Below are 14,306 nucleotides of genomic sequence, written 5' to 3'. Positions count from 1 at the left end.
CAGGCGCGCACAGAACTTCTCGGGCTCTTTGTCCCGGATAGTCTCTGAGGCAACTTTTCCAGCCTAACGGCCGAGATCCATCGAGTCAAGCTCGGGTATCTTGATCGTTCTGCGGGCTGTCAGGCGCTCCTCGTACGACCTCGTTGTCCGAATCCCGTTTCCAGCTTCTGAGCTGGGCGTTTGGCATCCGGTCGGTGTCCGTGTCGCTCTGACCTGGAATAAGTTACGTGGCGGGAAACGGAACGTCAAATCGCCTGGTCACGGGCGTGTCGTCGCAGGTCGCAAGGGGCCGCGACGGGCCGTTCCCCGACCCGGGTCACCTATTTGTGACCCAGGTCATGAGAAACAAGATCAATCGGCTTTGCGGACGCCCGCGAAATTCTTCTTACCGCGGCGCAGCACCAGCCAGCGTCCGTGCAGATAGTCCGATTCCGAGGGAGTCCACTCCAGATCTGCGACGCGTTCGTTGTTCACCGATGCGCCACCCTCATTGACAGCGCGGCGGGCCGCGGCGCGACTTTCGGAGAGTCCGCTGGACACCAGCAGGTCGACAATCGTCGATTTCGCGGTGGCCTCGGCGACCTTGCCTTCGACCGCGGCCTCGGTGAGCGCGGCGGCGAGGGTCGGCTCGTTCAAATCGCGGAGTTCACCGCGACCGAACAGCGCCTGGCTCGCGAGCTGCACCGAGCGGGTGTTCTCCTCACCGTGCACGAGCGTGGTCATCTCGGCGGCCAGGCGGCGCTGCGCCTCGCGGGCGTGCGGGCGCTCGGCGGTCGCGGTCTCCAGCTCGTCGAGCTCCTCGCGGGACAGGAAGGTGAACCAGCGCAGGTAGCGGACCACATCCGCGTCGGCGGTGTTCACGAAGTACTGGTACCAGGCGTACGGGCTGGTCATCTCGGGATCGAGCCAGAGGCTGCCGCCACCGGTGGACTTGCCGAACTTCTTGCCGTCGGCGGAGGTCACCAGGGGAACGGTGAGGGCGTGCACATGCTCGCCGTCGACGCGACGGTTGAGCTCCACGCCGGCGATGATGTTGCCCCACTGATCCGAGCCGCCGACCTGCAGGGTGCAGCCGTGATTGCGGCGCAGCTGCAGGAAGTCGTTGGCCTGCAACAGCATGTAGGAGAACTCGGTGTAGGACATGCCCTCGCCCTCCAGGCGGCGCTTGACCGTATCCCGGGCCAGCATGACGTTCACCGAGAAGTGCTTGCCGGTATCGCGCAGGAAGGAGACCGCGCTCAGCGGGCCGGTCCAATCCATATTGTTGGCGATGATCGCACCGGTGGGCGAATCGTCGATATCGACGAAGCGCTCCAGCTGGGAGCGGATGCGCCCGGCCCATTCGGCCACGGTGTCGGTGGAGTTCATGGTGCGCTCGCCCACGTCCCGGGGGTCGCCGATCAGACCGGTGGCGCCGCCCGCGAGCACCACCGGGCGATTGCCCGCGCGCTGAAAGCGCTTGAGCGCCAACAGCGGAACCAGGTGCCCGGCGTGCAGGCTCGCCGCGGTGGGGTCGAATCCGGCATAGAGGGTGATCGGCCCCTTGGCCAGCTCCGCACGCAAGGCGTCCAGATCGGTGGACTGCGCGATCAATCCGCGCCAAGTCAGTTCATCAATGATGTCGCCGTTCACGCTCACCTATCTTTCCGCACCCGGAATGCCCGTTGACCAGTAGGTCGGCCCCGGCCCCTCGACAGCGTGTCGAGCGGGCCGGGGCCGAGGGGTTCGCTTCGTTCTCACCTCGCGAGCAAGCCCCGCCTGCGAACGCGAGAAACGGATGAGGGCGTCGCCGCTCTCATCCGCACGCCGCTGATCCGCCTCCGAGTGTGCTCGGAGACGGATCAGGCGTCGAAGCGATATTCACGAAGGTCAGTGCTTGATCAGGTTCGTGAAGGTCGAGAAGGAGGCACGGCGCTCGTAGGCGATCCAGGCGAACATGACCGCCAGGATCAGCGGGAAGGGCGCCAGGGCCGGGGCGTCGAGCAGGAAGATCTGGGTCAGCGAGGCCAGCACGGTGGTGATGGACAGGCCCGCGGCGGCCGGACCGCTCAGGCGGGGAACCAGCAGGCCGATACCGCCGGAGACCTCCACCACGCCGGTGAAGTAGCGGAACCATTCGCCCCAGCCGATGGTGCGGAATGCCTCGACCGCGTCGTGCTGGCCGACCAGCTTCGGCAGGCCCGAGGCGAGGATGAAGAAGAGGCCGAACAGGATCTGCAGGGTCCACAGCACCCGGTTGCGGGTCTTGCCGGGGGTGGCGGAAGCGGTGGCGGAGACGGTTCGGGCGGAGGCGGTGATGGCGGTCATGTCGAGTGTCCTTCTGGGGCTTGCGAGTTCGGGGTTGAACTCGGTCATTGGTACAGACGGGGCCCGGTTCGGAAACTCATCGGCGTCGGCGAAGAAAATTTCGGAGAATGTGTTATGCCTGCTCAGCGGCTGATTCGCTAGCTGAGGGCGACCTTGAGAGCGGTCAGGTGGACGCGGCTGGCGGTCGTGGCCGCCTCCGGCTTGCGGGCGCGGATTGCTACATAGAGGTCCTCGTGCGCGTGCTGGTCGGCGGCCGGATGCGCAATGGGCTTGATACGCAGCATCTCCACCATGGCGCGGCGCAGGCGCGGGACGAAGGCATTGAACATCTCCAGCAGGATGTCATTGTGCGCGGCGACGATGACGGTCCGGTGGAAGGCGGTATCGGCGTCGACCAGGGCCTCCACCGAATCACCGGCCTCGGCGCGAGCGGTGAGGGCGCGCAGGATGTTTCGCAGGTCGGCGGGGGTGCGGCGGTCGGCGGCGAGGGCGGCGGCCTCGGCCTCGATGGCGGTGCGGGCCTCGATGACGGCGGCGATATCGGAGCGGCGCAGCACCGCGTTCCAGTCCTCGGCCACCTCCAGGGCGGTGACGAAAACGCCCGCGCCCTGCCGACTTTCGAGGACGCCCTTGCCCGCGAGTTCGCGAATGGCCTCGCGCAGGGTGGAGCGGCCGACGCCGAGCTGGGCGGCCAGGGTGGTTTCGCCGGGCAGCCGGTGGCCCAGCTCCCACTCCCCCGCGCGCAGCCGTTCGAGGAGCACCTCCGCGGCTTGCGCGGCTAGCGGGTGCCGCTGGACCTGGGACATATCCGTTTTACCTCTCTACTTGTCTGAGGAGTGAGTTCCCTATAGTCTAAGCCACATGACACGGGGTGCGCTGCTTCTGCTTCTTCGCCGCAGCGGGGTTTGATCGGCCGGCACCCCGCCCGCGGGTTGAAGTGCTGCGCCGGTCTGCCTCCGACGCGAAAGAACGACAAACCGTGTTTTCTTCCCAGAACTGGAATCGTCAGCAGCCCTCCGCCATGCCCTCGCATCGGTATCACGATGTGTACGAACGGGTTTCGGTACCGCTGACCGAGCGCCAGTGGCCGTCCAACCGGATGACCGAGGCCCCGCTGTGGGTGCCGGTGGATCTGCGGGACGGCAATCAGGCCCTGACCGAGCCGATGGATCCCGATCGCAAGCGCCGGTTCTTCGAGATGCTGGTGGCCATGGGCTACAAGGAGATCGAGGTCGGGTACCCCAGCGCCTCCCAGGCCGACTTCGACTTCGTGCGGCTGATCGGCACCGAGAGCCTCGCTCCCGAGGACGTGTCGATCGTCGTATTCACCCCGGCGCGACGGGATTTGATCGAGCGGACCGTGGAGTCGATCCGTGGACTCACCAATGATGTTGTGCTGCACATGTATTGCGCCACCGCCCCGACCTGGCGGGAAGTGGTGCTGGGTGCGTCCCGCGCCGACGTCGCCGAGCTGATCATGGCGGGCGCACGCGACATTCTGGAGTTGGCAGGGGATCTGCCCAATGTGCGGTTCCAGTTCTCGCCCGAGGTGTTCATGCTGACCGAACCTGATTTCGTGCTGGACATCTGCGATCGGATCACCGCGCTGTGGGATGCGCGGCCGGAGCGGCCGGTGATCTTGAATCTGCCCGCCACGGTCGAGGTGGCGACGCCGAATGTGTACGCCGATCAGATCGAGTACATGCATCGGAATCTGGCCCGGCGGGACAGCGTCATCCTGTCGGTGCATCCGCATAACGACCGCGGCACCGGTATCGCCTGCGCCGAGCTGGCGGTCTTGGCGGGGGCGCAGCGCGTGGAGGGCTGCGTCTTCGGCAATGGTGAGCGCACCGGCAATGTGGATCTGGCGGTGCTGGCGCTGAATCTGCATGCGCAGGGCGTGAATCCGATGGTCGACTACTCCGATATCGACGCGGTGCGCAGGACCGTGGTGTACTGCACCCGATTGCCGATTCACGATCGGCATCCCTATGCGGGCGATCTGGTGTACACCGCGTTCTCCGGCACGCATCAGGACGCCATCAAGAAGGGGTTCGCCGAGCATCGGGCCCGGGCCGAGCGATCGGGGCTGCCGGAGAGTGAAATCCCTTGGCGGGTACCGTATCTGCCGATCGATCCGGCCGATGTGGGCCGCTCCTACGATGCGGTGATCCGGGTCAATTCGCAGTCCGGCAAGGGCGGTATCGCGTATCTGCTGGAGCAGGAGTACGGGATCGAGATGTCGCGCCGCCGGCAGATCGAATTCGCCCGGCATGTGCAGGGGTATATGGATCGCACCGGCACCGAGGTGACCGCGGCGACACTGCGGGAGCTGTATATCCAGGTGTACGGGGCTGTTTCGGCGGTGTGATCAGGATTCGCCGGAGGCGTCACCGAGCCGCTTTTCCAGCTCGGTGACGCGGCCCTCCAGCGCGGCGATGCGCTGTTCCATGGCAGATACGGCGCGGGGCGGCCGAATCGTCATGGAATCCGCTGCGGGAGCATGTAATTCGAGGACCCGCACACGCACCGCATCGGGGTGCACATCCATATTGTTCAGCACCTGCGCGGCCACGCCACGGCCCTCGATGATGAGTCCGAGCAGCAGGTGTTCATCGCCGATCTCGCGGTGCCCCAGCTGGATTGCCTGCTGAAGCGAGATTTGCAGGACCTGTTTGGCCCGCGGCGTGAAGGGGATATGGCCGGTGGGCGCGTGTTCGCCCCGGCCGATGGTCGTCTCGACGCGGTCGCGGACCTCCTTCAGATCCACGGCGAGGTCGGTGAGCACGCGCGCTGCCACCCCCTCGCCCTCGCGCAGCAGTCCGAGCAGCAGATGTTCGGTGCCGATGTAGTTGTGGTTGAGCAGTTTGCCCTCGTCCTGGGCGAGGACGACGACTCGGCGGGCGCGATCGGTGAAACGCTCGAACATGGACGGACCCCCTAGTACGGCTGTGTTCCCCATCCACGGTAGACCGGCGCGCGCTTGGGTTTGCCGGATCGACCGCCGGACTCGGGCGCTCGAGCCGGGCGGTCCGGGCGCGGGGCGCGCGGGCTGCGGCGGTAGGCCGAGACCGCGGGGGAATCGGTGAGCCAGAGTCGCCAGGGGCGGTCGGCGGCCAGGCTCACCCCCACCCGGGGTCCGGCGGAAATCGCTGCGGGATCGGTGATTTCGGGTCCGAGTTCGAGTCGGATCGGGGATTTCGGGTCGAAGAGGCCGATTCCGTAGTCGCTCAGGGTGATTCCGAGGGCGCTTCCGACATTGCCCGGACCTTGGGCCAGTGCGGTATCGGTGCGCGCGGCGGGGCGGCGGGCGCGGGCCTGCTGCTCGCCCGCGATGATCTCGCCCGCGCGGATCAGGACGGCGCTGGCGGTGCCGTCGGGTCCGGTCACCACATTCACGCAGGTGTGCATGCCGTAGCTGAAGTAGACGTAGAGCACGCCGGGCGGGCCGAACATGACGGCATTGCGCGGGGTGCGGCCGCGGCCGGCGTGCGCGGCGGGATCATGCCAGGGTCCGGTGGGGTCGCCCCCGTACGCCTCGACCTCGACAATTCGCATGCCGACCGGTCCGGACCACAGGGTCGCGCCGAGCAGTCGTCGCGCGGCGAGCAGGGGTTCGACGGCCAGTTGTTCGGCATCCACGACAGCTCATTGTTCCCGAACGCCGTCCCGGGCCCCGAATCGGGACGGCGAACCGGTCAGCCGATTACAGCCACTGCGAGACGCCGCCGTGGTGCGAGCAGGTGCCGCGGCGGGTCTGGCTGAAGCTGTAGGTGCCGTCGCCGCAGCGCGCGGTCGCACCCTCGGGCGCGGTATCGGACTGGGTCGGGCGCTGGACGCAATTGCCCGCGGCGTTCTCGTACTGACTGGCCGGGCAGGCGGCCTCCATCAGCACCGGCGCGGCGGTGGCCGGGGCCGAGGTGAAGGCGGCCGCGCCCAGTACGGCGGCGAACAGGGCGGGCAGTGCGGAGCGCTTGACCAGCGCGGTGGACCGGCCGATCAGGGCGGGTCGGTTTCCCCCAAAACGCATGCGAAATCCTTCTGGCGGTGCGGTTTTCGACCGGGGCAACGAACGTCGCCCCGGATTGAGCCGCGCCAGCGTAACGCGTGTTCAGCACCGGAATCGAACGGCCGGAACGAGATTGGCACGCGATGGCAGCAGACGCGCACGGAGTGGCGTATACGGTCGGTCGCACAGCCGCCCGCTAACGCACCGTTAATCCGTTCGGGCCGCGCGGCGTGAGCCGGGTCACCGTGGAATCATCCGCGGTCGCCGCCGGTTGCAACAGTGCGATGGCCGGGTCTCCGGCCTGCGAGTTTCCGCTATCGAGTGAGGTGTGATGGCCGTACAGGTCGAGATCTGGACCGATATCAACTGCCCGTTCTGCTATCTGGGCAAGCGGCGGTTCGAGGAGGCCCTCGAAGCGTTCCCGCACCGCGACGCCGTGCGGGTGGTGCACAAATCCTTCGAGTTGGATCCGACGCTGCCGCGCGATCACAGCGATGCGGTGGTGCCGCATATCGCGGAGAAGTACGGCATCAGTGAGGCGCAGGCCGCGGCCAATGAGCGCGGGATCGGGGCGCAGGCCGAGGCGGCCGGGCTGACCTATCAGATCTCCGGGCGAGACTTCGGCAATAGCTTCGATATGCATCGACTGCTGCACTTCGCGCTGGAGCAGGGACGGCAGGAGGCGCTGTTGGACGCGCTGTACGCCGCCAATTTCGCGGAGGAAGCGCCGCTGTTCGGCGATGCCGAGCGGTTGGTTCAGGTCGCGGTCGGGGCCGGATTCGACGAGACCGCGGTACGCGCGGTACTCGAGGACCCCGAGGCCTATGCCGAGGCGGTGCGGGCCGATGAGGCCGAGGCCGCCGCGCTCGGGGCGCGGGGTGTGCCGTTCTTCGTGATCGACCGCAAGTACGGGGTTTCCGGTGCGCAGCCGCCGGAGGTGTTCGCGCGGGCGCTCGAACAGGCCTGGAGTGATCACGCACCGAAGTTGGTGACACTGGCCGGGTCCGAGGATGCCCAGGCGTGCGGACCGGACGGTTGCGCTGCGCCGGAACGGAATTGACGGTCAGCCGACTTTCGGGCGGCTGGTATGGCCGCGCAGCAGGGCGACCGCGACCAGCAGCCACACCACCGCCAGCGAAATAGCCAGTCCCAGTATGTAATCGCGGTCCAGGATGGTCGGATTGCCGGGCAGTGCTCCGGCCCGGCCGATTACCGGCACCGCGATGAGGGACAGGGTCACGGTGCACACCGCGCCGCAGGCGACCGGCGCCCACCAGGACGCCGGGAGCATTCGGCGGGCGGCCACACCGAGAGTCGCCGCGGCCGGGGCGAATACGCCGTCGTGCAGCAGGATTCCCCCCGCGAACCAGAGCGCCGCCGAGCGCAGGTCGGCCGGGTTCATATCCAGCAGCAGGCTGAGGCCGTACCAGCCGAGCCACAGTCCCAGCGCGATCAGCAGTACGCGGATCACCGTCATGACAGCACCTCGATGGTCGAAAGCCATTTGGTTTGCAGGACACCGGGGCGGTTGGGGGCGATCAGGCGACACGGGTAGCCGTGATCCACGGTGAGATCCTCGCCATTGAGCCGCAGCGCCACCAGGGTCGAAGCGTCTACGGCATGGCGGCCGGGCAGCACCGAGGTGCGGTAGAGGCCGCCGGACTCCAGCGATTCGAAACGCACATCGCCACCGTGGAATTCGCCTACGGCGGTCAGCAGGTCACGCAGGCGCACGCCGGTCCAGCGGGCGCCCGCGCTCCATCCTTCGACGCACGCGATGGGGAGGGTGGACTCGGTCTGCGGTAGCGCGGCCAGGTCCGCGCGGCTGAACTCGCGCTGGTTTCCACCCGCGCTGACCCGCAACCGGTAGCCGGGGTTCCGCGCCAGCTCCCCCACCCCGGCGTCGACGGCGGAACGGTTGATCGGAACACCCTGCGGGCCTTCACCACTGCGGGGCGAGAGCACCGACACCCGGCGCAGGAACGGGACCGTCTGCCCCGCCACCGCCAAGCCCGCGACGATCGCGGCGATACCGGCCGTCCCCAGGACGGTCCGCCGCGAGATGCCCTGTGTGCGGACCTCCCGCGGTGACGTGTCCTGTTGCGCTGCTTCGGATTTCGCCGGTACGGCCATCGGACGGCGCAACGCCGTTCGGACAATGGGGAGCTTCACCGCCAGATGTATGGCGAGCGCGCCCACCGCCACATACGCCATGGCGTAATGCGTGGTGGTGAAGAAGAACTTCCACGGATAGAACTGGGCCGTGTTGAACAGACCCGTGACCAACTGGAAGATCACCGAACCCACCAGCAGCGCAATGGAACCGCGCTCCAGCATGCGCACCGGATTGCCGATCAGCGGCCGGGCGAACAACTTCGGGTACACCGCCCACAGTTTGACCAGCAGCAGCGGAATGGCGATCACACCGGAAATCACATGCGTGCCCTGCGTGACCCGATACAGCCACACCGGATGCGCGGGCCAGTAGAACCACGTTGGCGGATGCTGAATCCAATGGCTGATCAGCCCGGTCAGGAAACAGACGGTAATGCTGACGCCCAGCGCGATCCCCACCCGCGCCGCCACCGCCGGACCCCGCGCCGTCGAAATCCGCGTGGCGATGGTCTCGGGCAGCAGCAGGGACGAGGACAGCGCGGGTCTCGTCCGCGCCGCGGTCGCCCGTTGACCCGAGGCCTTACCCCGGGCATCATCACCTGAACGCGATTCGGCCGCATGGTGATCCGGATGGGACGCGGGCGTACCTTCATTCGAATGCGCCGCCGCGAGCTCGGCCGAACGCCCTGCCGGTACGGGAGCGCTCACCTCGGCCGCGGAGGTGTCCGATCGCGTGCGCCGGGCCGCTTCGCCGGATCGGGCGTCCGCGCGGAAGGGCTCGTCGGGGGCGGACGGTGCCGACGGGGCGGGCCGTCCACCCACCTCCGATATCCGGCCGCGAGATGATTGCGCGCTCTTCCCCTTCGCGTCCGATGCGCCGGAAGCGTTTTCGGGGGTGCTCGGTTCGGTGGGCATGCGATTACAGCAGCGCCGGGGTGGCCGCGGTGAGGGTTTCGAAGGTGGTGGCGAAGCGGCCGTGGGAGTGGGCGGCGACGGTGACCGCATCGTCGTAGGTGTCCACGTCGGTGAGGATGGGGAGGCGGTGGACACGGTATCCGCAGCGGCGCACGGCTTCTCGGGTGAGGTCGCCGGTGTGGGAGGTGGACATGGGAACCTCGGTGAGGAGGCGGGCGGGGCGGGGATCGGTCAAACCCAGTGCCCACCAACCGCCGTCGGCGGCGGGGCCCAGGACCGCGTCCTCGCTCATGGTGAGGTGGGTGGCGGAGCGGGCCAGGAGTTCGGGGCCCGCCTGCGGGGTATCCATGCCGATCTGCAGCACCGGCAGGCCGAAGTGGGCGGCGTCGGCGTGCGCGTTGGCCAGGCGTTCACCGAAGGTGTCGCCGCGCTGGGGAACCACGGTGAAATCGCGCAGCGCGGCGGCGAGGGCGTCGGCCTGTTCCGCCTCGGCGAGAGCACCGGTCCAGGCGACCATGAGGTGTTGAATACCGCTGGCGCGCACGGCGGTCAGCGTGTCCAGCAGGGCCGCGGCGGCGAGCCCGGCCGCTTGACGCGGCGAGAACGGCGGTGTCAGACGGGTTTTGGCGAAGCCCGCGATGGGGGCTTTGGCGATGACGAGCAGGGTGGCGGGGATGGCGAATGGCCTCATCGGACGCTCCAGAAGTCTTTGGCGGCGCGGACGGTACCGCGCCACGAACCGGAAACCTTGGACTCACCGTGGGTGCGCGGGCGGTAGGTGATATCGCGCTCGACCAGTCGCCAGCCGGAATGCGCTGCGGCGACCAGCAATTCGAGCGGATATCCGGAGCGCCGGTGCAGCGGTCCCAGATCCAGCAGGCGGGCCCGGTGCACCACGCGCATGGCGGCGACATCGTGGACGGCCAGGCCGTAGCGACGGCGCAGCCGGGCGGCGACGATCTGATTGCCCAGCCGCGCATGCCAGGGCCATGCGCCCGCGCGGTGCGGGCGGCGACGGCCCACCACCATGTCCACGTCGGGGCCGAGTTCGGCTACCAGAGCGGGCAATTCGCGCGGGTCCATGGACCCGTCACCGTCCAGCACCGCCACCACCTCGGTGCGGGCGGCGTGCACGCCCGCCTGGACGGCACTGCCGTAGCCGGGCTCGGGTTCGGCGACGACGGTCGCGCCGGCGAGTCGGGCGACGGCGGCGGTGGCATCGGTGGAACCGTTGTCCACCACGATCACCCGATAGTCGCGGGGGATTGCCGAGAGTACGCCGGGCAGTGCGCCGGCTTCGTCCTTGCACGGGATCACGACGGTGACTCCGCGTTCCAGCTTGGATTCGGTCACCCTATGACCGTAGGGCCGGACGGGTCATTTCCGGGGGAACCAATCGATGACAAAAGTATGACGAGACCTGGACCGACGCTCATTTCACCGCGAGTCGCGGGGTTGCGCGGCCTAGGGTGGAAGCCGTGCGGAACGCCCCCGTCCTGACTCCCCCACGCCGCCTCACCGGTCGCGCCGATCTGTACTGCGCGGCGGGCGGAGCGCTGCTCGTCCTGACCGCCTTCGTGGTCCCGCGAATGCTCAGCGAACGCGAGCGCGGGCTGTTGTTCGCGGGAGCCGCGCCGATCTTCGGCAACTGGCTGCCGCATATCGGCTGGGGTACCGGCCCCGCGATCGGCATCGCCGCACTGGTCATCTGCTACGGGCCGGACCTCGCACGCCGGCTCCCCTGGCGGCGCGCCCTGCTGCTCACCTGGATGTCGGCGGTGGCCTGGGCCTTCGCCCTGGCCATGGTCGACGGCTGGCAGCGCGGTGTCGCCGGTCGCCTCACCACCGGCGACGAATATCTGCACGAGGTCGGCGGCGTGCACGACATCCCCGCGATGCTGCGCGGATTCTCCGGCCGCATACTCGATTTCCAGCCCGATTCCTGGACCACGCACGTGTCCGGCCATCCGCCGGGGGCACTGCTCACCTTCGTCTTGCTCGACCGCATCGGGCTGGGCGGCGGCGGGTGGGCGGCCGCCCTCTGCGTTCTCGTCGGCACCAGTGCGGCCGTGGCGATCCCCGTGACGATCCGCGCGCTCGGCGCGACGTCCGACGGCGAACGCGGCGCCGAAGGAACCCCGGGCGCGACTGTCACTGCCAGCACTCGAACCGAATACGTCAGCACAGCGGAGCGGCGGGCACGCGCGGTGTTGCCGTTTCTCGCGCTGGCCCCCGCCGCGATCTGGATCGCGGTGTCGGCCGATGGACTGTTCGCCGGAGTGACCGCGTGGGCGGTGGCACTGCTGGCCCTTGCCACTCGGCGGCAAGCGAATTGGGTGCTCGCCGCATTGGGAGCGGGGCTGCTCTTCGGATACGCGATATTCCTGAGCTACGGACTCGTGCTGATGGCGGTCCCGGCCGCCGCCGTACTCGTGGCGCGCACGCTGCGGCCCGCCGTGCCCGCCCTCGTGGGCGCAGTGCTGGTGGTGGCCGCGTTCAAGGCGGCGGGATTCTGGTGGCTCGACGGCTATCACCTTGTGGTGCAACGGTATTACCAGGGCATCGCGAGCGATCGGCCGTATTCCTATTGGGTGTGGGCCAATCTCGCGGCGACGGTGTGCGCGGTGGGACTCGCGCCCGTCGCGGCCCTGCATCGTGTCGTGCGCGAGCTCGGTCTCGGAATACTGTGGGGCAGACGAGATCAACCAGCGATGCCCTCATCGGCCACGCCGGAACCACCGAGGCCGGAGCCACTCGTGCCGGTCCCCGCGACCGTCGAGGCGGCGAGTACCACGTCCGGCCCGTCGTCGGGTGCGGGTTCGGCGGTGTCCGCACCGGTTTCGACCGCTACCCGCTCACCCGCCACGGGGATCGAGCGCTCGAAGCACACCGCCGCCGGGCCGAACTCGTTCGCATTCGCGGAGGCCGCTGCCACCTGGGCGAACCGGCTCAGGCGCTGGCGGACCGCGGTCGATCCGGTGGCATTGGTGGCGGCGGCCGGGGTGGCGGCATTGCTGCTGGCCGATCTCAGCGGATTGAGTAAGGCTGAGACGGAGCGGATTTGGCTGCCGTTCGATGTGTGGGTGCTGGCCGCTGCCGCGTTGCTGCCCGCACGCCATACGCGGGTGTGGCTGGCCGTACAGGCGGTGGGGGCGTTCGTGCTTGTTCATGTCATTCTGACGAATTGGTGATACGTATGCGCATTCTGGTGGCCGATGACGATCCTGTTGTCCGCGAGGTGGTTCGGCGATATCTGGAGCGCGATGGGCTCGAGGTGATCGAGACCGCCGATGGGCCCGCCACCGCCGAGGTGCTGGCGCGCAATGATATTGATCTGGCCGTGCTGGATGTCATGATGCCGCAGCCGGATGGGATCGAATTGACGCGGGCGGTGCGGTCGGGGCCGAATCCGGGGACGCCGATCATTCTGCTCACCGCGCTCGGGGATGAGGATGATCGGGTGATCGGATTGCAGGCGGGGGCCGATGATTACCTCACCAAGCCGTTCAGTCCGCGGGAGTTGGCCCTGCGGGTGGCCTCGGTGTTGCGGCGCGCGAATCCGGCCGTCACCGGGGATCAGGTGTTGCGCAGCGGGAGTGTGGAGGTACGGCGGGCCGCGCGCGTGGTGACGGTGGACGGCGCGCCGGTGGATCTGACCGCGCGGGAGTTCGATCTGCTGGTGTTCCTGCTGTCGAACCAGCGGCGGGTGTTCAGTCGCGATGAACTGCTGGCGCAGGTGTGGGGGTGGAGCTTCGGTGATCAATCCACCGTGACCGTGCATATCAAGCGATTGCGCGCCAAACTCGGTGCGGCGCATCGCATCGATACGGTGTGGGGTCGCGGATACGCCTGGGGCCGTAGCGATTCCGAGGAGGATGGCCGTGCCGACTGATCTGCCGGGCCTGATCGGTTACGCGCTGGCCGCATCCCTGCCGGTGGTGGTGCTGGGCGCACTGCTCATGCGCTGTCTGCGCAATCGCGCCATGACCACGAGTATGGCCGTGCTGGTATTGATTCCGACCGTCGCGACCCTCTGCGGTGTGGTTGCGGTGAGCGGGCTCATGTTCACCGACGAGTTCGAGAAATTCGCCGTGGTGCTGGGTGTGGTGACCGCGGTGACGGTGCCCGCGGCGATTCTGCTCGGGCGGGCGCAGGCGCGAACCACGGTGTGGGAGCGCGAGATGCTGGAACAGGAACGGGCGGCGGAGAAGTCGCGGCGGGAACTGGTGGCATGGGTCAGCCATGATCTGCGCACTCCCCTGGCCGGGATCCGCGCCATGGGTGAGGCGCTGGCCGACGGGGTGGTCGCGCAGACCGCGGATGTGGAGCGGTACGCGAATCAGATTGTGCGGGAGACGAATCGGCTCTCGACCATGGTGGACGACCTGTTCGAGATGTCGAAGATCAACTCCGGGGCTTTGCGACTGACGCTGGAACCGGTGGATCTGCGCGAACTCATCGACGAGGTGCTCGCGGCCAACCAGCCGACCGCGCGGCGCGCCGGGGTGACCCTCACCGCGCGGCAGCCGGAGCATCGAATCCTGGTGGCGGGCAGTGATCACGCACTCAGCCGGGTGCTGACCAATCTGGTCGCCAATGCCATCGCGCATACCCCGCCGGGCGGGCGGATCGATATCTCCACCGGGGTCGACGGCGGGTATGCCTGGGCGCGGGTGGAGGACACCGGACCCGGGATCGCGCCGACCGATCTGCCGCGCATTTTCGAGGTCGCCTATCGCGGGACCTCGGCCCGCTCACCGTCCGCGGATGATCTCGGTAGCAGCAGTGGAATGGGATTGGCTATCGCGGCAGGATTGGTCGAGGCGCATCACGGGGATATCAGCGCGGAGAACCGGGAGCACGGGGCGCGATTCCAGGTTCGGTTGCCGCTGCTGGCGGACGCGAAGTAGTCGCGCTGCCGCGGGTGTGGATCCCGGACAAAACCACGCCGGGACGACGG

13 protein-coding genes and 2 pseudogenes are annotated in these 14,306 nt (G+C 68.2%); 5 read left to right on the top strand and 10 right to left on the bottom strand.

What is annotated here, in order from left to right; genetic code table 11:
• Positions 1–351: 351 nt before the first annotated feature.
• The 3 genes from tyrS to NA10_RS22290 form a co-directional block, all read right to left on the bottom strand.
• A complete protein-coding gene (gene tyrS, locus NA10_RS22300; protein WP_067571078.1) occupies positions 352–1,632 on the bottom strand; it encodes a tyrosine--tRNA ligase in 1,281 nt (426 codons plus the stop codon).
• Positions 1,633–1,869: 237 nt separating this feature from the next.
• A complete protein-coding gene (locus NA10_RS22295; RefSeq protein WP_067571076.1) occupies positions 1,870–2,307 on the bottom strand; it encodes a DoxX family protein in 438 nt (145 codons plus the stop codon).
• A gap of 137 nt (positions 2,308–2,444) precedes the next feature.
• Positions 2,445–3,113, bottom strand: a complete 669-nt coding sequence (locus NA10_RS22290) for a FadR/GntR family transcriptional regulator (protein WP_067571038.1) — start codon at positions 3,111–3,113, stop codon at positions 2,445–2,447.
• 215 nt (positions 3,114–3,328) lie between these two features.
• Between NA10_RS22290 and NA10_RS22285 the strand changes: the two are divergent.
• Positions 3,329–4,657, top strand: a pseudogene (locus NA10_RS22285) (2-isopropylmalate synthase); the annotation flags it as partial.
• Positions 4,658–4,813: 156 nt separating this feature from the next.
• On the opposite strand, the pseudogene NA10_RS22280 reads toward NA10_RS22285, so the two are convergent.
• The 3 genes and pseudogenes from NA10_RS22280 to NA10_RS37630 all read right to left on the bottom strand — a co-directional run.
• Positions 4,814–5,236 (bottom strand): annotated as a pseudogene (locus NA10_RS22280) (Clp protease N-terminal domain-containing protein); the annotation flags it as partial.
• Between the two features lie 11 nt (positions 5,237–5,247).
• Positions 5,248–5,949, bottom strand: a complete 702-nt coding sequence (locus tag NA10_RS22275) for a DNA-3-methyladenine glycosylase (protein WP_084515121.1) — start codon at positions 5,947–5,949, stop codon at positions 5,248–5,250.
• A gap of 64 nt (positions 5,950–6,013) precedes the next feature.
• Positions 6,014–6,337, bottom strand: coding sequence for a DUF3761 domain-containing protein (locus NA10_RS37630; protein ID WP_084515120.1), 324 nt, complete (start codon positions 6,335–6,337; stop codon positions 6,014–6,016).
• Between the two features lie 310 nt (positions 6,338–6,647).
• Here NA10_RS37630 and NA10_RS22265 point away from each other — a divergent pair, with 310 nt between their 5' ends.
• A complete protein-coding gene (locus NA10_RS22265) occupies positions 6,648–7,376 on the top strand; it encodes a DsbA family oxidoreductase (RefSeq protein ID WP_067571034.1) in 729 nt (242 codons plus the stop codon).
• Positions 7,377–7,379: 3 nt separating this feature from the next.
• Here NA10_RS22265 and NA10_RS22260 read toward each other — a convergent pair whose 3' ends face one another.
• From NA10_RS22260 to NA10_RS22245, 4 genes are all read right to left on the bottom strand, one after another.
• Positions 7,380–7,793 carry a hypothetical protein gene (locus NA10_RS22260; RefSeq protein ID WP_067571031.1) on the bottom strand — a complete coding sequence of 138 codons (414 nt, stop codon included), beginning with the start codon at positions 7,791–7,793 and terminating at the stop codon, positions 7,380–7,382.
• A complete protein-coding gene (locus tag NA10_RS22255; RefSeq protein WP_067571072.1) occupies positions 7,790–8,950 on the bottom strand; it encodes a molybdopterin-dependent oxidoreductase in 1,161 nt (386 codons plus the stop codon). The genes NA10_RS22260 and NA10_RS22255 overlap by 4 nt, the downstream gene beginning before the upstream one ends.
• A gap of 400 nt (positions 8,951–9,350) precedes the next feature.
• Positions 9,351–10,037: a TIGR04282 family arsenosugar biosynthesis glycosyltransferase gene (locus tag NA10_RS22250; protein ID WP_067571029.1), complete on the bottom strand. Its 687-nt coding sequence runs from the start codon at positions 10,035–10,037 to the stop codon at positions 9,351–9,353.
• A complete protein-coding gene (locus NA10_RS22245; RefSeq protein WP_245677648.1) occupies positions 10,034–10,699 on the bottom strand; it encodes a glycosyltransferase family 2 protein in 666 nt (221 codons plus the stop codon). The genes NA10_RS22250 and NA10_RS22245 overlap by 4 nt, the downstream gene beginning before the upstream one ends.
• 125 nt (positions 10,700–10,824) lie before the next feature.
• Between NA10_RS22245 and NA10_RS22240 the strand changes: the two genes are divergently transcribed.
• From NA10_RS22240 to NA10_RS22230, 3 genes are read left to right on the top strand one after another with little or no spacing between them, the layout of a single operon-like run.
• Positions 10,825–12,537, top strand: a complete 1,713-nt coding sequence (locus tag NA10_RS22240) for a hypothetical protein (protein WP_218021561.1) — start codon at positions 10,825–10,827, stop codon at positions 12,535–12,537.
• A gap of 5 nt (positions 12,538–12,542) precedes the next feature.
• Positions 12,543–13,238, top strand: a complete 696-nt coding sequence (locus tag NA10_RS22235) for a response regulator transcription factor (RefSeq protein ID WP_067571027.1) — start codon at positions 12,543–12,545, stop codon at positions 13,236–13,238.
• A complete protein-coding gene (locus NA10_RS22230; protein ID WP_373862402.1) occupies positions 13,222–14,256 on the top strand; it encodes a sensor histidine kinase in 1,035 nt (344 codons plus the stop codon). Before NA10_RS22235 ends, NA10_RS22230 begins: the two co-directional genes overlap by 17 nt.
• Positions 14,257–14,306 lie beyond the last annotated feature (50 nt).

Origin of the sequence: Nocardia acidivorans NBRC 108247 (assembly GCF_001625085.1) — a bacterium.
GTDB lineage: Bacteria > Actinomycetota > Actinomycetes > Mycobacteriales > Mycobacteriaceae > Nocardia > Nocardia acidivorans.
Note: the sequence above shows the minus strand (reverse complement) of the source record. Positions and strands in the feature narration are given on the sequence as shown.

Bases quoted from the DNA above. Each gene is read 5' to 3' on its own strand.
- NA10_RS22295 (WP_067571076.1), bottom strand. From the start codon at position 2,307: ATGACCGCCATCACCGCCTCCGCCCGAACCGTCTCCGCCACCGCTTCC.
- NA10_RS22290 (WP_067571038.1), bottom strand. From the start codon at position 3,113: ATGTCCCAGGTCCAGCGGCACCCGCTAGCCGCGCAAGCCGCGGAGGTG.
- NA10_RS37630 (WP_084515120.1), bottom strand. From the start codon at position 6,337: ATGCGTTTTGGGGGAAACCGACCCGCCCTGATCGGCCGGTCCACCGCG.
- NA10_RS22265 (WP_067571034.1), top strand. From the start codon at position 6,648: ATGGCCGTACAGGTCGAGATCTGGACCGATATCAACTGCCCGTTCTGC.
- NA10_RS22260 (WP_067571031.1), bottom strand. From the start codon at position 7,793: ATGACGGTGATCCGCGTACTGCTGATCGCGCTGGGACTGTGGCTCGGC.
- NA10_RS22250 (WP_067571029.1), bottom strand. From the start codon at position 10,037: ATGAGGCCATTCGCCATCCCCGCCACCCTGCTCGTCATCGCCAAAGCC.
- NA10_RS22235 (WP_067571027.1), top strand. From the start codon at position 12,543: ATGCGCATTCTGGTGGCCGATGACGATCCTGTTGTCCGCGAGGTGGTT.
- NA10_RS22230 (WP_373862402.1), top strand. From the start codon at position 13,222: ATGGCCGTGCCGACTGATCTGCCGGGCCTGATCGGTTACGCGCTGGCC.